This window comes from Parapedobacter flavus (assembly GCF_035818675.1).
GTDB lineage: Bacteria > Bacteroidota > Bacteroidia > Sphingobacteriales > Sphingobacteriaceae > Parapedobacter > Parapedobacter flavus.
This window is the reverse complement of record NZ_JAYKZZ010000010.1, coordinates 18,525-37,214: the sequence shown is the minus strand read 5'-3', so window position 1 is coordinate 37,214 and position 18,690 is coordinate 18,525. Positions and strand designations below refer to the sequence as shown.

The 18,690-nt window shown below is 46.4% G+C and carries 20 protein-coding genes and 1 tRNA gene; 8 read left to right on the top strand and 13 right to left on the bottom strand.

What is annotated here, in order from left to right; translation table 11 throughout:
• Positions 1-93: 93 nt before the first annotated feature.
• The 7 genes from U9S71_RS09045 to U9S71_RS09020 all read right to left on the bottom strand — a co-directional run bounded on the left by U9S71_RS09045 (position 94) and on the right by U9S71_RS09020 (position 7,197).
• A complete protein-coding gene (locus U9S71_RS09045) occupies positions 94-1,932 on the bottom strand; it encodes a UbiD family decarboxylase (protein ID WP_326326896.1) in 1,839 nt (612 codons plus the stop codon).
• Positions 1,933-1,948: 16 nt separating this feature from the next.
• Positions 1,949-2,221, bottom strand: coding sequence for a type II toxin-antitoxin system YafQ family toxin (locus tag U9S71_RS21040; RefSeq protein WP_436410313.1), 273 nt, complete (start codon positions 2,219-2,221; stop codon positions 1,949-1,951).
• Complete coding sequence (locus U9S71_RS09040; protein WP_326326894.1) at positions 2,221-2,415, bottom strand: hypothetical protein; 195 nt, start codon at positions 2,413-2,415, stop codon at positions 2,221-2,223. The genes U9S71_RS21040 and U9S71_RS09040 overlap by 1 nt, the downstream gene beginning before the upstream one ends.
• 82 nt (positions 2,416-2,497) lie before the next feature.
• Complete coding sequence (locus U9S71_RS09035) at positions 2,498-3,511, bottom strand: LLM class flavin-dependent oxidoreductase (protein ID WP_326326892.1); 1,014 nt, start codon at positions 3,509-3,511, stop codon at positions 2,498-2,500.
• Between the two features lie 44 nt (positions 3,512-3,555).
• Complete coding sequence (locus U9S71_RS09030) at positions 3,556-4,737, bottom strand: THUMP-like domain-containing protein (protein ID WP_326326890.1); 1,182 nt, start codon at positions 4,735-4,737, stop codon at positions 3,556-3,558.
• Between the two features lie 7 nt (positions 4,738-4,744).
• Positions 4,745-6,004, bottom strand: coding sequence for a polysaccharide pyruvyl transferase family protein (locus U9S71_RS09025; RefSeq protein ID WP_326326888.1), 1,260 nt, complete (start codon positions 6,002-6,004; stop codon positions 4,745-4,747).
• 5 nt (positions 6,005-6,009) lie between these two features.
• Positions 6,010-7,197 (bottom strand): cysteine desulfurase family protein, encoded by a 1,188-nt coding sequence (locus U9S71_RS09020; protein ID WP_326326886.1) that lies wholly within the window; start codon positions 7,195-7,197, stop codon positions 6,010-6,012.
• 72 nt (positions 7,198-7,269) lie between these two features.
• Between U9S71_RS09020 and U9S71_RS09015 the strand changes: the two genes are divergently transcribed.
• On the top strand, positions 7,270-7,686 hold the full coding sequence (locus U9S71_RS09015) for an OsmC family protein (protein WP_326326885.1): 417 nt from the start codon (positions 7,270-7,272) through the stop codon (positions 7,684-7,686).
• Between the two features lie 69 nt (positions 7,687-7,755).
• Positions 7,756-7,828: transfer RNA gene (locus U9S71_RS09010), tRNA-Thr, on the top strand.
• Between the two features lie 193 nt (positions 7,829-8,021).
• Here U9S71_RS09010 and U9S71_RS21035 read toward each other — a convergent pair.
• Entirely contained in the window at positions 8,022-8,108 is an 87-nt protein-coding gene (locus tag U9S71_RS21035; protein WP_436410316.1) for a JAB domain-containing protein, read from the bottom strand.
• 60 nt (positions 8,109-8,168) lie between these two features.
• Positions 8,169-8,387: a hypothetical protein gene (locus tag U9S71_RS09005; RefSeq protein ID WP_326326884.1), complete on the bottom strand. Its 219-nt coding sequence runs from the start codon at positions 8,385-8,387 to the stop codon at positions 8,169-8,171.
• Between the two features lie 114 nt (positions 8,388-8,501).
• On the opposite strand from U9S71_RS09005, the gene U9S71_RS09000 reads away from it, so the two are divergent.
• The 5 genes from U9S71_RS09000 to U9S71_RS08980 all read left to right on the top strand — a co-directional run bounded on the left by U9S71_RS09000 (position 8,502) and on the right by U9S71_RS08980 (position 12,853).
• Positions 8,502-9,284, top strand: a complete 783-nt coding sequence (locus U9S71_RS09000; protein ID WP_326326883.1) for a sensor histidine kinase — start codon at positions 8,502-8,504, stop codon at positions 9,282-9,284.
• Positions 9,281-10,036: a LytR/AlgR family response regulator transcription factor gene (locus U9S71_RS08995; protein ID WP_326326882.1), complete on the top strand. Its 756-nt coding sequence runs from the start codon at positions 9,281-9,283 to the stop codon at positions 10,034-10,036. The genes U9S71_RS09000 and U9S71_RS08995 overlap by 4 nt, the downstream gene beginning before the upstream one ends.
• A gap of 148 nt (positions 10,037-10,184) precedes the next feature.
• A complete protein-coding gene (locus tag U9S71_RS08990) occupies positions 10,185-10,802 on the top strand; it encodes a porin family protein (RefSeq protein ID WP_072408696.1) in 618 nt (205 codons plus the stop codon).
• A gap of 255 nt (positions 10,803-11,057) precedes the next feature.
• Positions 11,058-11,972 (top strand): DUF6268 family outer membrane beta-barrel protein, encoded by a 915-nt coding sequence (locus U9S71_RS08985; protein ID WP_326326879.1) that lies wholly within the window; start codon positions 11,058-11,060, stop codon positions 11,970-11,972.
• On the top strand, positions 11,972-12,853 hold the full coding sequence (locus tag U9S71_RS08980) for a lysophospholipid acyltransferase family protein (protein ID WP_326326877.1): 882 nt from the start codon (positions 11,972-11,974) through the stop codon (positions 12,851-12,853). Before U9S71_RS08985 ends, U9S71_RS08980 begins: the two co-directional genes overlap by 1 nt.
• A 209-nt stretch (positions 12,854-13,062) precedes the next feature.
• Here U9S71_RS08980 and U9S71_RS08975 read toward each other — a convergent pair whose 3' ends face one another.
• The 4 genes from U9S71_RS08975 to U9S71_RS08960 all read right to left on the bottom strand — a co-directional run bounded on the left by U9S71_RS08975 (position 13,063) and on the right by U9S71_RS08960 (position 15,675).
• Complete coding sequence (locus tag U9S71_RS08975; RefSeq protein ID WP_326326876.1) at positions 13,063-13,353, bottom strand: hypothetical protein; 291 nt, start codon at positions 13,351-13,353, stop codon at positions 13,063-13,065.
• A gap of 118 nt (positions 13,354-13,471) precedes the next feature.
• On the bottom strand, positions 13,472-14,212 hold the full coding sequence (locus tag U9S71_RS08970; protein WP_326326875.1) for an SDR family oxidoreductase: 741 nt from the start codon (positions 14,210-14,212) through the stop codon (positions 13,472-13,474).
• Between the two features lie 77 nt (positions 14,213-14,289).
• On the bottom strand, positions 14,290-14,859 hold the full coding sequence (locus U9S71_RS08965) for a Crp/Fnr family transcriptional regulator (protein ID WP_326326874.1): 570 nt from the start codon (positions 14,857-14,859) through the stop codon (positions 14,290-14,292).
• A 3-nt stretch (positions 14,860-14,862) separates the two neighbouring features.
• On the bottom strand, positions 14,863-15,675 hold the full coding sequence (locus tag U9S71_RS08960; protein WP_326326873.1) for an SDR family oxidoreductase: 813 nt from the start codon (positions 15,673-15,675) through the stop codon (positions 14,863-14,865).
• Between the two features lie 563 nt (positions 15,676-16,238).
• Between U9S71_RS08960 and U9S71_RS08955 the strand changes: the two genes are divergently transcribed.
• Entirely contained in the window at positions 16,239-18,662 is a 2,424-nt protein-coding gene (locus tag U9S71_RS08955) for an ABC transporter permease (RefSeq protein ID WP_326326872.1), read from the top strand.
• Positions 18,663-18,690 lie beyond the last annotated feature (28 nt).

Below are 18,690 nucleotides of genomic sequence, written 5' to 3'. Positions count from 1 at the left end.
TCTGTGAGTAAATAACCCTTTTTACAGATTCACAATCTCACTTGCTCACTTGCTCACTTGCTCACAATCTCACAATTTTACAATCTCACAATTTTACAAAATACCATGCAACGGCCCACCTTGTGCTCCTAACGCGTCTACCTTCTTTTCGATATCGGCATCTTTGACAAGCTCGGGGGCATGATGCGGCTTTTTGCGGGCATCGATAATCAGCGGGCCGCGGCATCCCCAATGCTTGTGGCGGGCAAAGCTTCCTACGCCGTGGATGTCGTGCGAAGGGTTGCTCCGGGTGAAGGTAACCCATACGAAATTATCGGCATTGGCCGCCGTAAAGGCCGCATCATCGCAAAGCACCAACAACTGGATGCCACTGAAATTGACATCGCGGACTTCATGGCACCACGTTTCTATCCTTTTGGTTTCCGTTGCTTCGTCGGTATATGCAGGTGCTTCCACGGCTACCACACCCGGTAGGGCCAATTTGCAAGCTTGGAAGGGTTGGGGCAAGGCAAAACCACCCGGCAATTCGGTTGTCAATTCACGCTTTTTACTGCCTACCGCCGCAAAGACCACTTTAGAGCCTGCATTCAACCCATCGCCCGAATAATCCAGCGTATCGATGGTGGTTTGTGTGTGGAAGTGCAGGTCGCGCGCTAAGTCAATCCGCTCGAAGATATGTGTTAAGAAAGCCGTCACATCGTGGATGTCCAAATGCGGGTTATCCTGATGCGCTGAAATGAACAGGTACTTGGCCAGGCTCAGCTGGTTTTTGCCCAATATCTGGTTGGCAATCGTGAGGATTTCCTGTGGCCGTTGCGTCTCCGTGTAAGGCGTGTAGCGTTCGCTGCCGATGGCGAACAACAGCGGGTGCACGCCAGCGGCATCCACCGCATGCACGGCATGGAGGCCATTTATTTCCTGCGGGATGGCTGACCCGGTGATTTCGTGTATCAGCGCACCGAAACTGGTGTCTTCCTGCGGTGGCCTCCCCACCACGGTAAATGACCAAATAGGGTCTTTGCGGTGGTATACCTTGTGCACCCGCATCAGTGGAAAGGGGTGCACGAGGCTATAGTAGCCCAGGTGGTCGCCAAAGGGCCCCTCGGGTTTGTTCTCCTGTGGATACACCGTTCCGGTAATCACAAAGTCGGCATCAGCGGAAATACAGAATCCCTCTGCATCATAAAAATAGCGGAAACGCCGGTTGCCCAGTGCGCCGGCGAAGGTCAGTTCGGACAGCTCCTCGGGCAATGGCATCACTGCCGCGAGGGCGTGCGCCGGCGGACCGCCCACAAAGATACTGACCTTCAATGGTTGGCCCAGTTCATTGGCTTTCGTTTGATGGATGCCGATACCGCGGTGCAACTGGTAATGCAGTCCTATCTCCGTGTCGGGCATGTAATCATTGCCACCCAGCTGGATCCGGTACATGCCCACGTTGGCGTGCATCGCGCCCGGTTTAGTCACATCTTCCGTGTAGACCTGTGGCATGGTGACGAACGGACCGCCGTCCATCGGCCAGTTCACAATCTGCGGCAACTGACTGATGCGCGTAGTGCCATGTAAAATGGGGGCATTCCGGCCGGTTTTCCATGGAAGTGCAGACAGGGCCGTTGCCGCTACGTGCGCATAGCGGAACGGGTTTTTGGCCACCTGCATCGGGTCGGACTTCACATCAACCAACGTCTTGATTTTATCAAGCGTATCCCTGAACATGAAACGGGAACGGTCCAACGTGCCGAATAGGTTGGATACCGCCGGAAAGGGGCTTCCTTTGATATTTTCAAACAGCAAGGCGGGCCCTTGGGCGTCATACACACGCATGTGGACGGCCGCCATTTCAAGATAAGGGTCTACTTCCTGTTTGATCCGCACGAGATGGCCGTGCCGTTCCAGGTCATTGATGCATTCGGCGAGGCTACGGTATCCCATGGTGCCCTTGTTAGGTTTAAAATAAATCGCTATGTGTGCCCGTTCTCGTTAAGGTGACAAGCCTTATGGTGTCTTCCTGTTTCCAAACCAACAGCCAATCGGGCTGGATATGACACTCCCAAAACCCACGATAATTGCCTGTCAATTTGTGGGGTTTATTTGTTTGTGGGACCGTGCCCTTTTCAACCAATTGGGTAACAATGTCATCGAGAAGTCGAATATCCAAACCCCGTTTTTTAGCGAGTTTAATATCTCTTTTGAACTTCCCTGTCTGTTCAAGCTGATACATTACGAATAAAGATCCTTCCTGAAATCCGCGAGCGTGGTTTTGGTCGTCTTACCTAATTTGGCCTCTTTTATCGCCTTTTCAGTCTCTTTATTGTAATGAGGTCCTTCAAGTTCCACAAAAGGAAGTGTTTTAAGGTATTCGTAAAACACTTTTGCTTGTTTGCTCCGCTTATCTATTTTGATTGTGATTTCCATATCCGCACACGTTAATGATACGCCCTCCAAATGTACAAAAAAATAAAATTGATCCCTATTGTTGAGATAAAAGGATAATCGTTTACGACCTCAGCTTAGGGATATCAGTCACCACCTCGCTTAAGATACGGTACGATTTCAACCGCGCGCCTTGGTCGTAGATGTTGCCGGTGGTCATCAACTCGTCCACATCGGTCTCTTCGACGAAGGCGATAAGCTGCCGTGCCAGGCTTTCCGGACCACCGATAAAGGTACAGGCCGTCATCTGTTTCACGGCCACCTCTATTTCGGGCGACCAGTACGGATCCATGGAAGGTACGGGCGGTTGCAGGGGGCGTCGCGTGTTGGTTACGATGCCGAGAAACATGCGGTACATGCTGGTTGCCAACACCTCGGCTTCCGCATCGGTGTCGGCGGCGATGACGTTCACACACGCCAGCACATAAGGTTTTTCCAGCTGTGCCGACGGTTTGAAGTTTTGCCGGTAGATGGCTATGGCGCGGTGGAGCTGTGCCGGTGCAAAATGGGAGGCAAAGGCATACGGTAGCCCGAGCTCTGCCGCGAGGTACGCGCTATCGGTACTGGACCCCAATATCCATATCGGGATGTCGAGCCCTTCACCGGGGAATGCCCGCACGCGCCCAGCGACATTGTCATCGCCGAAATACAGCTGGAGTTCGCGGATATCGGAAGGGAAATGATAGGCCGTGCCGAGGTTGTTGCGGCGTAGGGCGGCGGCGGTCAGCTGGTCGGTGCCTGGGGCGCGGCCCAGCCCCAGGTCGATACGGCCCGGATAGAGCGCCTCCAATGTACCGAACTGTTCGGCGATGGCCAGCGGGGCATGGTTGGGTAGCATCACGCCTCCCGAGCCAACGCGGATATGTTCAGTCTTGCCGGCCACATGGCCAATCAGCACCGAAGTGGCCGAACTGGCGATATTTTCCATGTTGTGGTGCTCGGCGAGCCAAAGGCGGGTATAGCCCAATTGCTCGGTGTAACGGGCGGCCTCAACGGTACGGGCGATGGCCGAAGCGGCATCGCCGCCCTCAATGATTACCGAAAGATCGAGTGTGGAAAGTTGGAGTTGTTTGTGCATATCATACAAAGAACCACAATAAAGGCCTCAAGCACAAATGGCGGTCAGCATTTTGATGCAAAGATGACCAACAGCTCATTGTTGGGGCCGGTGCAGAAAAATAAGTGGCGGCCGCCATCTTCACCAATGCGGTGCCGCTTTCGGAGCACCTCCGCCTTAAGCGGGAAGTTGCGTGTGGTTACATTTCCGCGTGGAGCGGCTTTCGACTTCTTGAAGTCGCCATAGCTCATCACATCGGTTATGCGGAATATTTTCCCCATGAAGTCGTCCCGCGGTTCGCTAGCCGTATACAAGTGGGTATGGCGGTGAAGCTTTTTCAGTCCATAGCGTGTACCGATCAATTTAAATGCGCCCGCCTTCAGCAGTGCCGCATCGGGTTCGTACAGGTAGCCTGTTGGCGCTCCCAAGATGGTGTTGGCGGCATGCTCTTCCGAGCGTGTAAAAGCGAATGAGGCAGTGGTATCCGCCGTTAATGCGGTGGCCATCAAGCGTGGTTCATCGGCATGGCCGCGATCCAAAACGAACAAGAGCTCCTTACACTCGTTATCGGTACTGACAATATGTACCGCACTAACGCATTCCAATGCTTGTAGTGCAGCCGTGATATCGAGCAAGGGCGCTGATTTAATCATCACCCTGGCCACTTTCCGGAGCAGTTCGTGTTGGGTGGCCACTACATCGGGAACACAATCTTCCAATTGGAACACCTTACGTTGCGCAACACGACGCGATGGGTCGATATACGCTACGTCGAAAGTGTTGTCGGGCAGGCTTTGTAAGTATCCGATGCCATCGGCAGCGATAAAGGTGGTGTTTGCTACGCCCAGTGCCGATGCGTTGTGGCGAGCGATTTCCGAGAGGCTGGCGTTGATTTCGCAATGGGTCACCGCTTCCGCCCGTTGCGCAAAGAAGACGGAGTCGACACCGAAGCCCCCCGTGAGGTCGATCACTTCTGTGCCTTTAGGAACGACGGTGGCCTTGTAGCCCGCCGTAACTTGAGAAGAAGCCTGCTCAATGGACAGCTTTTCAGGATAGTAGATGCCCGGTGTGTCGTACCACAGTGGTAATTTTTTTCGGCAGCGTTGCCGGCCATCCAGTTGTTGCGCCAGTTCAGCCGCAGCAACTGTCGTGAACGGACTTTTCCGCAGCGCCATCGTTGCCGGATCGCTTTGCTCGTGCTCGGCCAAATAGCGCTGTACTTCCGGGGTTAGGAGGTGTCGATTCATGTAATCATTAAGAGAAAGCCAGTTGGCGGATATGTGAAAACGAAGCGTCGGCGGCGTTCAGCTGTTGTTCGCGCGACTGTTCCAGCACCGCCCGGTCGGTCGCAAGCGCCCGGTCGACCCCTTCATTTATTTCATTTAAAGAGACGGTGTGATTTATCCCGTCTACCCCCCAGGTTTGCAGGTAACTATGGAGCTTGGTCACTGCTATGCCCACATACGGCACGGCATAGCTCATGGCAGTAATAGCTCCGTGCAAGCTGGTGCCTACGTAAACACCCGCGTTGGCAACGAGGTACATGATGTCCCAGATGGTTACTTCATCAAACAAGATGGAAGGCTGTGCCAGCAAGGGAGCTATCCGTTGCAGGGCCAGATGATCATCGTGATTGAGCGCTTTGCCGATGGGGCAGAGGCACAGGTGCAGGCCTGTTTTGGAAGCAACGGCGTCGAGTTGCTGCGCAAGTAGCCGTTCGTTTGCTTTCGCGTGGTTGTTCTTGATCTGGAAGAACACATACCGGTGCCGATTTCCGGCCACGTATTCGGCTACCTGTGGGGATACGCGTTCGGCAAGCAGCGCTACTGGGTAAAAGCTGGACATGAGGATGGCCGAATCGGGATAAAGGTGCGTATCGATGCCCTGTTTGGCTAAGTTCCGCTGCGTGGCCTCGTCGCGCACCGCAAAGTAGTCGACACCACGCAACTTATCGCGGAGCGCGCCAAACCGGTTGAATGTGGCGGGGTCGATTTCCGATCCGCCCAGCGAGTTGAAAATTACCCGGTCCACCCCGGCGAAGTCTGATGCCGTGAACACAAAAGGCAGCGCGGTTTCACCGTGCAGCCGCCGTTTGGCAAATGCGTTGAGGTCAATAACCTTATTGATATAATGATGGAAGCGACGGGTACGTTTAAAGGTGCTGTTCAATGCCAACAGCAACGAACTCCAAGTAACCGCCACTGCCTCTCCGCCGGCTACGATAACGCTGGTGTGCCCCGTACTTTCCCGGCAAGCACGGTAGAACGCCTGTATATCGTCAGTAGGCTTACCGCCGAGCGCACTAAGGTCACTTTCGATGATACCGAAATAACGGGTATCAAACGATTGTCCATAGGTGGCCAGTTGCGCTTCGATGACGAGCGGAAACAGGAGGTCGCCGTAGTTGAAGCGATCGAACGCGCCGATGATGAAGATGTGGTTTTCAGTAGCCAAAGCGAATACGTAAAAAGCGAGTAAATAAATAGCTTGTTTGCAAGATTCGTACCTAAACATGCTTGTTATTCCACCAGCCCGGCTTCATGCAGTTGCCAGATGGGGGAGGAGGCCCGCAGCTGTGCTACGGCAGTAGTGAGTTGCCCGATGGCGGTGTTCACTTCCGCCTCGGTATTGAACCGGCCTAGGCTGACCCGTAACGAGGCGTGGGCATCGGCCGCAGAACGTCCCATTGCCATCAGTACGTGGGAGGGATCGCGCGTGCCACTTACACAAGCTGAACCCGAGGCAAGCGCAATATCCGGCACGGCAACCATGATTTGGTCGGCGCGGAGGTGCTTGAATGTGATGTTGCTCACGTGCGGTAGCCGCAGCGCCCTTCGGCCGTTTACAGCGGTGGCTGGTAAATTCGTTAACGCCGTTTCCAGCATATCGCGCAGTTTGGCCAGCCGCAGCGATTCGTCGGCAAACTGCTGCCCGGCCATGTCGGCCGCTTTCCCCAACCCCACAATTCCCGGCACATTCAACGTACCCGCGCGGAGCTTGTTTTCTTGTCCGCCACCGTGCAGTAACGCCCCAGTCTGTATACGTCTGGCACGGCGGCGGATATAGAGTGCGCCAATGCCTTTCGGGCCGTATAGTTTATGCGCACTTAGGCAGAGCAGGTCGGGCCCCGTTTCGCCTACATCAATCGCTATTTTTCCCGCCGCCTGGGTAGCATCGCAAAAAAACAGGGCGTCGTGGTTATGCACGCGCTCGGCAATGTCTGCGATGGGGTGGAGCATGCCGGTTTCGTTGTTTGCCCACATGAGGGCCACCAAGACCGTATCGGGGCGGATGGCTGCTTCCAGCGCATCCAAGTCGATCGTGCCGTCTGATGCCACGGGTAGGTAGGTTACCTCAGCGCCCTTTTTTTCGAGGTAAGCGAGGGTATCCAGCACCGCCTTGTGTTCGGTTCGGCAGCTGATGATGTGTTTGCCTTTACTTTGGTAGTGTTCAAACATCCCTTTAATGGCCATGTTGATGGCCTCGGTTGCTCCCGAAGTGAACGTGATTTCGTTGGGGGCAGCACCGATGAGCGCCGCGGTCTGCTCGCGGGCGATATCGATGGCCGCGGCCGCTGCGCGGCCTGCGCGGTGCGTAAGGCTGGATGCATTGGCATAATGCGTGGTGAAATACGGCATCATCGCGTCCAGCACACCCGGGTCGAGCGGTGTAGTTGCATTGTTGTCGAAATAAATCAACCTGTCCATCTTGCGAATTTATAAACAATTTCACCGCTATGGGTGTTTTCCCTATAACTTTACAGCATAATCACAACAATTATGAAATTTACAAGAAAGGCAAGTGCCCATTGGAAGGGTACGGGAAAAGATGGCAGCGGCACCGTTAGCACGCAAAGCACCGTGTTGGACAAAACCGCCTACTCCTACAAGACACGTTTTGAAGACGGGGTAGGGACAAACCCCGAAGAGTTGATCGGAGCGGCACATGCAGGTTGTTTCACCATGCAACTCAGCTTCTTACTTACTGAAAAAGGATATACGCCCGGTCACCTCCATACGGAGGCTAAAGTGACGTTTGAAGATGGAAGCATCACCTCCGTAGCGCTTGATTTGAAGGGAACAGTTGAGGGGATTTCCGAATCGGAGTTCAGTGAGATTGCTGAAAAAGCGAAGGCTATCTGCCCGATTTCAAAGTTGTTGGACACCACGATTGAACTGACGGCTATATTGATGTGAGGACCACCGGAAAACACTTGTGAAAAAAAGCAAGTTTATGTATGTTTGCATCGGCAAAATTTTGCCGATGCCGACGTAGCTCAGCTGGTAGAGCAACGCATTCGTAATGCGTAGGTCGTAGGTTCGAATCCCATCGTCGGCTCATTATCTAAAGACACGAAAGCCCCTCTATTTAAGCGTAATGAGGCTTTTCTGTTGAATTTCAATGTGCTTGTATTCTAAATGAGTTGTTAGTAAATATGGTGTTTTAATCCTAGGTTTATCTCATGTTTGTCTCATTCTTTGTCTCATTTTAATTAACCTAAAACCTAATTGCTTTGCCTTTATAGGTCACCCTATAGTAATCCGTTGTCTGCATAGCTATAATAATCGGATGCTGTTATCACGATATGGTCGTATAGCGATATATCGATCGTCTTCAATGTTTAAGTTATAGTTTCGTTTTCAAGATTATTATAAGTGGTTGCCGTCCTTATTTATTTTCAATTTTCCTCTTTCGGCTCGCCAAAACCCTTGATCAGAAATATTAGTGATTTGTCATACACCTCAAATGAAAACTTTATTTTTGGAATATGATCCAATTTAAAAAAATAGGTATAAGAAATCTGCTCATTTTTTTCTCCTCCACACTGATTTATGCTTTGTGCCAGATGCTTTTCAGCATTATTCTGATGAAGGAAGATTTGTGGAACAATTTTCATATCCAGTTGTTTTCGCATTATTTGGTAATTGTTACCATGTGTATAGCAGATTTTCTTTTATTAAGATTCCTTAATAAGCATTTGCCTTATTCCAAAAATATTCTATATCGAATCATGGCTGATATTACAGGGTTGGTCGTAATATGTCTGATTATATTATGTCTGTTCAATTACGTGATTTATGACGTCCTGTTGATTTCCGAAGAAGGATTACCTTCTTTCCTTGTCAAATTTGCATTTGCAATGACAAATAACATCCCAATTCTGCTGTCATTTGAACTAATTTATTATTTCCAGTCCGAACAAAAAGCCATAGCCGATTCTGAAATAGCGAAACGTAGAGTATTGCTATTCCAGCATGAAACATTGAGGGCACAGATAAATCCACATTTCTTATTCAATTCATTAAATGTGTTATCTTCTCTAATATATATAAATCAGGAAAATGCCAACAAGTTTACGAAAGCCCTCTCAAAAACCTATCGGTATGTACTCTCACTCACCCAACAGCCAGTGGTATCGGTGACCGAAGAATTGGATGCTTTGGATTCGTATATATTCCTGATGAGAATGCGATTTGAAAATGCTTTTACTTTTACGGTAAATAAAATATCTTCCTCTGAACAGCATAAGATTATTCCCCTTACCCTACAATTATTGATAGAAAATGCTTTCAAGCATAATAAGGCAACAGAAGAATCATTATTGAATATTAAAATTAATGTGGATAGCGAGTATATTACAGTCGAAAACAACATCCAACCGTCCCACGATGTTGAGAAGGGCGGAATCGGGCTGAAATATATTACGCAACAGTATAAATTATACGGTAAAGATGTTGTTGTGGATCATACCACACAATTGTTTATAGTAAAAATCCCCTTTATAAAGTCATGAAGTACCTGATAGTTGAAGATGAACGCTTCGCTTACGAAGAAGTGAAACGTATGATAACGAAATTACGTCCTGATTATTTGTTGGAGAAGCAAACTAAAACAGTGATAGATACCATCGAGTTTTTGAAAACTTCTGCCGTAGATTTAATTCTTATGGACATACGTCTTGCAGACGGTAACTGCTTCGAGATATTCAATCACATAGAGGTCACCACCCCGGTAATCTTTACAACTGCATATGATGAGCATGCGATTAAAGCGTTTAAATTAAACAGTATTGATTATCTGTTAAAACCATTTAATGAAAATGAGCTGGAAGTGGCGTTAATTAAATTTGAGAATATCTTTCATAGTGTTTCCTATAAAGCCAACCCTAAGAACTATGAACAGCTATTATCTGTCAGAACCAAAAACAGATTTCTGATATCCAAAGGGGAAAACTATCATTATATAGAGACTAAGGATATCGCTCATTTCTATAGCGAAGGCGGAGTTGTCTTCCTCCATACGTCCAATGATAAGCGATATATCATTAATTATACCTTAGACCAGTTAGAGCACCTCCTTGATATTCGTTTATTTTTTCGTGTATCACGTAATTGCATTGGGAATGTAAAAGCTATTAAGAATGTTGCTAAATACTTCAACAGCCGTCTAAAACTTTCCTTTTTGCCAATATGCCCACATGAGGTTTTGGTAAGCCGTGTACGCGTACCGGACTTTCTAAAGTGGATGGATGGTATCGTGGAATAACCTAAGACCGAAAATTTCATCCCTTTAATAACGCATTTCATGTATTAGATTCTAAAGCCTATAGTTTCCTGATTTCGTAATCGCTCAGGGCATCGTTCTTTTGTTCAGAATTTAAAAATAACATTCAAAATTTTAAAACTTCAGAACAATGAAAAAGAACATGTTAACATTTGTTTTCGCAGTAGGCACACTAATTTTTTCTACTCAATTATCCGCACAGGAGAACCCGTTATCTGTGGGTTTCAAAGCCGGCACAGGTCTATCAAATTATCGCTTGGGAGGTGATATGAAAAGCTTAAAAAGTAAAATGAGCTTTGGCGGTTCCGCGGGTGTTTTTATAAAATATGACCTAAGTCCAAATTTCGCAGTGCAATCTGGTATTGATGTGTACTACAACACCTCGAAACTTGAATCTTTAACTGATAAATCATCTGATAAACTCAAATCTTTTGGAGTAGAGATACCTCTTTACGGAATTGTTCAGGGAGAGCTTGGAAGTGGAAAGGCTTTTATAGGTGCGGGTCCCTATGCCGGCTATGGTATCAGTACGAAATTGGATGGTGTGAACTTATATAAAAAGAACAATGGAACAGGAACCACGATGAACCGTTTTGACTATGGTGTAGGGGGAATCGTTGGCTACGACTTTGATAAGAACTGGCAGATAAATGCTAGTTACAAATTTGGACTAGCCGATCTGCACAAAGGCAAAGGAGGCTCTATGAAAAACCAAGGTGCATCCATCGGTATAGCCTATAAATTCTAATATTCATCACTACGATTAATTAATGCTTTGCGTACCGAATTTTAACCCCTGTCAGTAACAAGATGCATGAAATTCGGTACGCAATAACCTCTTTCACCCGATAGGTAAATTTTAAATTACATTCCACCCATTATATTCTGCAATTCATCCCTTTGATTCTGAAGTCCACAACTTATCGCTTTCTGCCCTGCTTCATTCATCGTTGCTTTGCTTAACATAAATTGAAATTATCTCAAACATAAATTTAAAAATCTAATGAAATTAAAGTCATTATTATTAACAACGTTGGTAACGTTGCTATATCTACAAGGAAAAGCACAGGAAGTAACTTTCAAAACAGAGTATCTCGGAAAATCCGGATACTACTATCTGCCTCCTGGTGAAAAGCCGAGAGAAAAAATCGGCGGAAAGGGTTCTGCAATGGTTTATCAGGCTGGAGTCAACATACCATTATCGATGAAACTAAATGAGAACAACCGCCCGACGGCATGGGGCATTGGTCTTGGAGGGTCATATGTTTCGTTGAAAAACCAAAATTTCTCGGACCAAATGGCGTCCGAAATTATGAATTTTCAAGTAGGAATTTACCATTTGCGACCATTGAATGACAGGTGGTCGATGAGAGCTAGTCTTGGTATGGGTGTATTTACCCCTTCTACCGATTTTTCAAAAATCAGTTTCAAAAATGTGCTTGCAAGTGGAAGTGCTGTTTTTATCCGTCATTTGAATCCTAATCTTTCTATAGGTGGCGGGGTTGCAATAAATAGTTCATTAGGCTACCCAATGGTGTTTCCGGCCGTGTATGTAAAATGGAAAACCGAAGGCAAATTTGACCTGAATGTAGAGCTTGTCGACGGACTGGAAGTGTCAGCAGGTTATGATATCAATGATAAATTTAAACTTTCGTATGCGCTTGAAATGAATGGTCAGGTTGCATTGTTGAAAAAAGACGGCAAGGATGTAATTTTTTCTCATCAGTATATTGTTACTGGATTTCGTCCGGAGTATAAAATTAGCGAAAAGCTATCTGTGACTGGTATGGCAGGGCTCAATCTCTACCGCCCCGCATCTTATAGCGATAGAACCCTAAAAGGTGTTTTTGCATCTGATAACGATTACTATTTTTCTGTTTCACCCTATGTGTCAGCCGGATTAAAGATGAAATTTTAATGATGGACAATCTGAAGCAAACCCTGCGACTTTTTGTATATAGATTTGTCTATGTAGCTATTTACCTGATAAGTCTGCTGCCAATGACATTCTTGTATGCAATGGCCTCTTTTACTTTTTTTGTTGTTTATTATTTAGTTGGATACAGAAAAGAAGTTGTCGTTCAAAATGTTGCACGTTCGTTCCCCGAAAAACAATACGGAGAGATTCATGCAATCGTAAAAAAATTCTATGAATGCTTTGTGGCTTATTTTGCTGAAATGATAAAAGGTGTTTCTATTCCGACAAAAACACTTGATAAGAAAATAGTATTTGAGAACCTCGAGTTAGTGGATCTGTATATAAAATCAGGGCGCAATGTTATCGCTTCAGTTGGGCACTGTGGTAATTGGGAAGCATTAAATTTTTTACCTCATAAGGTTCAGTACGACGTTCATGCAGTATACAAGCCATTGAGTTCCAAGCTAGCGAATAGTCTTATGGTCAAACTCCGCTCTCGTTTCGGTATGAAGTTAATTCGTGACAAAGCGGTAATACGATATATACTATCCAAGAACTCGTCTCCAGCTGTGTATCTTTTTATTGCAGACCAACGTCCAAAGATAAAAGATGAAAAATACAGGTTTACTTTATTGAATCAGGAAACAAATTTTTTTTCAGGAATGGAAAAACTGGCCCGTACAAGTGAAGCGGCGGTCATATACCTACATATTACGCAACTTACAAAAGGAAATTACAAGGTAAGCTGCATACCCATAAATGCAAAAGCAGAATCTACAAAAGTGGGTGAAATTACTCAAAAGTATGTTGAGTTGCTCACAGAAAATATCAAAGAAGAACCATATGGCTGGCTATGGACACATAAGCGGTGGAAAAGATAAAATACACAAAATAACTAAACATTTTTGACGATGAAATATTTATTAGTTGACGATGAAAAACAAGAAGAGCAGACGCTGCTCGACAATATTGCCGAGTTCTTGTGGGACAATGGAAACGAGGTATATAGTCGTAATAATTTTGATAATGAGAATGATTATAAAAATATTATGAAGTCTTGTGATTGTCTCGTTTTTTTAAATCATAGTAATTACTGTCTGAAAAATATGGTGTAAAACGGGCTAAGGTCGTGTACCTTCTGGTCCAGACGCTCAATGCCAGCATATGTAACGTATTCTAAAAACTCATAGAATTCCTCATGGTCAATTTCTAGGATTTCGCACGCTTTTTCTGTGTATCTTCGATTCATCATGATCGGTAAGTTGAAGAACTCGGTCCTGCTATGCGGATCTTCCGATAGATCCAAATCCAGTATCGTAGCTATCGCAAACAGGTATACAGCCAAAATGTCTTCCTTTTCGGGGATAAACGGCGTGATCACATCACATGTATGATTGACCTTAAATGTATAAATTTTATTTTAGATTAAACGGTGAGAAGGCAATGGGAAACAAGTCCGACATTTGGGTTTGCCGGGCTTTTAACAGAACAATCCCTTTTTACCAGGGAATTTCGCCTGTTTCCGGATTAGTTTCTTCGCTGAAGAATTTACCTGTCGGGCCATCCTGACCGATCAATGTATATTTTACGATTCGGTTTCCCGCAGTTTCCACTTCACCACCATTACCGAAAGTAAAATCAGTGCTTGTATAACCCGGACAAACCGCATTTACTTTAAATGCGGTATCACGCAGTTCATAAGCCAGATGGATGGTGTACATATTCAAAGCAGCTTTTGATGAACCATATACTGCATATTTTGCAAAATCATAGGCCGGCCAATTAGGATCGCTTTGCAGGGAAAGTGACCCTACGCTGGTGCTCACGTTTACAATTCTTGGTTCAGGTGATTTTCGTAACAGATCAACGAATGCTTTTGTAACCCTCGCCACGCCAAACACATTGGTGTCAAAGGCGGTCATAAATTGGTTTGAAGTTGATTCAAGGGCGATGTACGGAGGTTCACCTCCATTGATGCCTGCGTTGTTGACCAGTATGTCCAGTACGTCCGTTTTTCTGCCTATTTCGGTTCGGGCATTCTTTACCGAATCCTCATCGGTGATGTCTATCTGAACAACTTCTACATTTGTCAACCCTTCGGCTTTCAGTTTTTCAACAGCCTGTAAACCGTTTTCCAACATTCGGCTACCGAGGTAAACGCGAACCCCTTTTTGCAATAGTTGCTTTGCTGTTTCAAAGCCAATACCTTTATTGGCTCCAGTGATAAATGCTGACTTCATTTTTCTTTGCTTTAATGTTACCGTACAAAGGTGGCCCGATTAACAATAAAGTCATTTACCATTTGGTAAAAAGTGATTTAACGGATGTTTTTCCGTATTCTGCTCAAAGAAGTGGCCGTAACACCCAAATATGAAGCAATATGGACGAGTGGTATTCTGTTAGCCAAATTTGGAAAGTTTTTCAAAAAATCTAAATAACGGGTTTTGGCATCGGTATGTAACTTGGGCTGTTCTACATTTACTTTATCCAGCAATGTTTTTATGGTAATCTTATTGATGATCTTATCCCAATCCATTATGATTTCTGATAGTTCTTTAAAACTTTCAAACGTAAATGAAACCAATTTACAATCGGTAACCGCCCTAATGTAGATCATAGATGAAATTTTGTGGTTGAAACTTTCCAGGTCCACCACAAAATGATTTTCATCTACGAAATGATGTACAATTTCTTCGCCTTTATTATTGTAATAGCAAATCATCAAAACGCCTTCTTGAATAAATGCGATATGCCTGGCAATTTTGCCGGCTTCGGAAAAATGCTCCCCTTTCGGTAGAAATCTTTCTTCTGCTTTTGCTTTAACCAAATCAATCTGCTTTTGATTAAAATGACCGAATTGCAATAAATAGCTGATCAATTCTTCCATCGCTTAATTATCAAAAAAAACTTTTTTTCTTGTGTCCAATATTGAATCTATTCCCTGTAAACTTAGTTCTTTATATCTTGTTGTCGCATCATTTCCGGCAAAATAATGTAAATTTTTCTTTCCATCTGTTGCTGCTTCATAGACAACTTCGGCAATGTCAGAAGGATTATCTGCACTCACAGCAGCGTTAGGATTGGCATAAGCACTGAGTACTTTCTCCCAATCTTCCCGATAGGCGGCTTTGTGTTGTATCATTTGTGCATTACCAACAAAATTTGTTTGCATAAATCCCGGAACAATCGTTTTAATACTGACACCTATTCTGTCCAGTTCATAAGACATTCCCGCTGTCCAGCCTTCTAATGCCGATTTGCTTGCTGAATAGAGTGCCATAAATGGATCCGGAATGTAAGCCCCCAAAGAAGTTGTTGTTAGTATTGTTCCTGTTTTTCTTGCTCTAAAATAAGGAAGAAACGCTCTGGTCAGACGAATTGTTCCGAAAACATTTGTGTTAAATTGTTGCTCTAATTGTTCATCCGAAGTGGCTTCCAATGCTCCGGCCAGAACATACCCCGCATTATTAAACAATACATCAATCGGAGCTATTTGTTCAGCTTTTGTAACAATGTCTGTAATTTGATTTGATTTGCTAATGTCCAATGCTAAAAGATGTACATTGGGTAATTGTGAAAGTTCAGTTTCATTTTCCGGATTCCGCATGGTTGCAATGACTGTCCATCCTTTTTCTGAAAATAGTTTAGCGGTAACTTTCCCTAAACCTGACGAGGCTCCTGTAATAAAAATTGTCTTGTTCATTTCTTTCTTTTTTAATTTCTCAGGCAAAGAACAAAAATTAAAAACTTACAAGACTTGCCATTTGCCAATAAGTGCTGCTAACGGATATTTTTTCTGATTCTACTTAAAGATTGTTGGGTAACACCCAGGTTTAGTGCTGCGTTAACGGCCACCTCGACAGACAGGAGGGAGTTTCAGCTAGACCTAGCTGGTATAGAACCAGGCTACGTCTATGAGATCACGCTAGACACGGTTTTCTCCAAGGGCAGAATCGATACATTGACGAACAAAATAATTGCTTATACCGTTAAGCAAACTAAATAGGGATTGGGTGTACGATTCATGCCTTCTAATATTCTTATCAATATGGAGCTCACTGTTGTGATATGACCCCTTTATTGAAGTCGGCCACATCATGATGCTGGAGCAGCCGCTGTTCATGGAGAGTTTGCGGGATTTGTAGAGGCTAAATCAACTTGTTTCTCAATCTGTTAAAGTATGTTAATAAGAGATCGATCGTTCGTTTAACATTAAATTCGAACTATATTTGGGCTTACGTTATACGCCTACAAAAATCGATTGTCATGCTAAAGCACTATTTCAAAACCGCGTTGCGTGCCATTTTCAGAGATAAAATCCACAGTTTCATCAATATCGGCGGCCTAGCCATTTCCATGTCCGTGGTAATTCTCATCACGCTCTGGATGCAAACCGAACTAAACTTTGATCGGTACCACCGTGACGCAGAACGGCTGTATCTTTTGAGTACGTATGACGCAGAGGAAGGGAAATTAGGAGAATCGAGCCCGTACGCTGCCTATCCCGCTCTCAAGGAACAACTACCGGAGGTCGAGCTCGCCGCCGCAGCCTGCAAAAGTATCTTTTTTCCGCTGGTAGCCGTCGGGTCCGACCGCTTCTACGAGCATGATGCACTATATATTGATTCAAACTGGGTTCGGATATTTGATTATGAGCTGCAGGAAGGTTCGCTCGATATCTTTAGCCAATCCGTCAATCAGATCGCCATCAGCCGTACGAAAGCACGCCAATATTTCGGTGATGGTCCGGCACTGGGTCAATCCATCCGGCTCGATTCCACCCAGGTGATTATAGGGGCTGTTTTTGCCGATATTCCACCCAACTCCTCCTTCCGGCAAGACGTGTTGATACCAAACCATATCCTTTTCAAAAGCGACTACTACGGCGGCATTGACAACTGGTCCGTTAGGTCCCAGTGGGTAGTGGTCAAGCTGCATCCCTCCGCAAACCCGGCGTTGGCCGCCGAAAAAGCAACGACTATTTTCCGCAACAACCAATCCGACCAGGAAGGCGCCCCGTCTCATCAGGCGTTGGTACCGATTACCGATTTGCACCTCCACCAAGGTTTTATAGCCCCCGATCTACCCAAAGGCAACAAGCATACCATCGGGGTGTTCACGCTACTGGGCGCGTTGCTGCTTCTGGCCGGGTGTGTCAACTTCATAAACCTATCCATCTCGCGCGCAACGCTTCGCACCAAAGAAGTGGGCATCCGGAAAGTAGCCGGAGCCGGTCAGCACCAGCTATTCATCCAGTCCATGGCCGAAAACATATTGGCCATTACATTATCCATGGGGCTGACCGTCATCATGGTTGTGGCACTGCTTCCGCAGTTCAATGCCCAATTCGAAACACACCTTGCTTTTTCCCTGTTTGATGTCCGCACAATCATGACCGTGGTGCTGGTCTTCCTGATCGTCATGGTGCTGACCGGCATTTACCCCGCCCTTTTGGTCGGCAACATCAGCCCGCTGCAATTGTTCAGGGGCAAGGGCGCATTCCGCATTGGCAATACGGCATTGAGAAAATCGCTTTTGGTGGGGCAGTTGGTCTTGGCCATCGGCATGATCATCAGCGTACTGGTCATCGAACAGCAGTTCCGCTACATCCAGCGGCAGGCATCCGCATACCAAATGGACCAAGTGTTTAGTTTCACAGCCGCCAGTCCCGACATCATGTTACGGGGCAACCAGCAGCAACGGATTGAAGCCCACCGCCAGAAACTGCAAACCATCAAATCAGACCTGCTTTCCAGCAGTGCCATTAAGGGGGTAACACGAGTAAACGGGGTCTCGCTGATTGACAATCCGCGATCCCGGGACACGTATTTCCAGTGGCTGGGGTATCCGCCAACCGATAACCCACCAAAGGCGGTAACGCTATCAATAGACCACGACTATCTGTCGCTGGCAAGCATCCAAGTTCGATCGGGGCGGTGGTTTGATCCGACAAATGTATCAGACAAAAACAACATCGTCATCAATGAAACTGCCATAAAAGCCTTCGGACTAAAGGAACCCGTAGTGGGAACCAACTTCGATGAAAGCGGCTTCCGGCAGGGCACCATCATTGGCGTGGTGAAAGATTTCCACCATGCCAGCCTGCACCATCCGATACAACCCGTCGTGCTTGAACTCGACCAGCATGGAATGGGACATAAGCTATTGGTGGAGGCCTACGCCGGGCGTACGGAGGACGCTGTTGATGCTGCCGCGGATGTTTGGAAAAACCACTATCCCAACAAGCCCTTCGAATACCTGTTTCTCGATGCGGAATTTGACAGGCTATATAAGGCCGATCAGCGTGCGCTTGTCATCTCCTTGACCTTTGCTTTGCTCAGCCTGTTGATCTCGTGCTTGGGGATTCTGGGCATGGCCATGTTCTCCGCACAGCGGCGGGTAAAAGAAATCGGCATCCGAAAGGTACTGGGTGCTACCGTTTCCGGTATCGTGGCTATGCTGAGCGCAGGTTTTGTAAAGATGGCCCTCATCGCATTTGTCATTGCCTCACCGGTAGCATGGTGGGCTACCAACCGGTGGCTGGAAGACTTTGCCTACCGTATAGCAGTTCCCTGGTGGGTGTTTGCCGTGGCGGGGCTGGCCGGTGTAATGATTGCCCTGCTCACGGTAAGCTGGCAGGCGATAACCGCAGCGTCGGCCAACCCAACAGACGCTTTGCGCGATGATTGACTCATATCATTTTTTAGCGAGTGCCTCG

Coding starts and splice junctions, on each gene's coding strand:
- U9S71_RS09045 (WP_326326896.1), bottom strand. CDS start 1,932: ATGGGATACCGTAGCCTCGCCGAATGCATCAATGACCTGGAACGGCAC.
- U9S71_RS21040 (WP_436410313.1), bottom strand. CDS start 2,221: ATGTATCAGCTTGAACAGACAGGGAAGTTCAAAAGAGATATTAAACTC.
- U9S71_RS09040 (WP_326326894.1), bottom strand. CDS start 2,415: ATGGAAATCACAATCAAAATAGATAAGCGGAGCAAACAAGCAAAAGTG.
- U9S71_RS09035 (WP_326326892.1), bottom strand. CDS start 3,511: ATGCACAAACAACTCCAACTTTCCACACTCGATCTTTCGGTAATCATT.
- U9S71_RS09030 (WP_326326890.1), bottom strand. CDS start 4,737: ATGAATCGACACCTCCTAACCCCGGAAGTACAGCGCTATTTGGCCGAG.
- U9S71_RS09025 (WP_326326888.1), bottom strand. CDS start 6,004: ATGTTTAGGTACGAATCTTGCAAACAAGCTATTTATTTACTCGCTTTT.
- U9S71_RS09020 (WP_326326886.1), bottom strand. CDS start 7,197: ATGGACAGGTTGATTTATTTCGACAACAATGCAACTACACCGCTCGAC.
- U9S71_RS09015 (WP_326326885.1), top strand. CDS start 7,270: ATGAAATTTACAAGAAAGGCAAGTGCCCATTGGAAGGGTACGGGAAAA.
- U9S71_RS09005 (WP_326326884.1), bottom strand. CDS start 8,387: ATGAAAATTGTTCCACAAATCTTCCTTCATCAGAATAATGCTGAAAAG.
- U9S71_RS09000 (WP_326326883.1), top strand. CDS start 8,502: ATGGCTGATATTACAGGGTTGGTCGTAATATGTCTGATTATATTATGT.
- U9S71_RS08995 (WP_326326882.1), top strand. CDS start 9,281: ATGAAGTACCTGATAGTTGAAGATGAACGCTTCGCTTACGAAGAAGTG.
- U9S71_RS08990 (WP_072408696.1), top strand. CDS start 10,185: ATGAAAAAGAACATGTTAACATTTGTTTTCGCAGTAGGCACACTAATT.
- U9S71_RS08985 (WP_326326879.1), top strand. CDS start 11,058: ATGAAATTAAAGTCATTATTATTAACAACGTTGGTAACGTTGCTATAT.
- U9S71_RS08980 (WP_326326877.1), top strand. CDS start 11,972: ATGATGGACAATCTGAAGCAAACCCTGCGACTTTTTGTATATAGATTT.
- U9S71_RS08970 (WP_326326875.1), bottom strand. CDS start 14,212: ATGAAGTCAGCATTTATCACTGGAGCCAATAAAGGTATTGGCTTTGAA.
- U9S71_RS08965 (WP_326326874.1), bottom strand. CDS start 14,859: ATGGAAGAATTGATCAGCTATTTATTGCAATTCGGTCATTTTAATCAA.
- U9S71_RS08960 (WP_326326873.1), bottom strand. CDS start 15,675: ATGAACAAGACAATTTTTATTACAGGAGCCTCGTCAGGTTTAGGGAAA.
- U9S71_RS08955 (WP_326326872.1), top strand. CDS start 16,239: ATGCTAAAGCACTATTTCAAAACCGCGTTGCGTGCCATTTTCAGAGAT.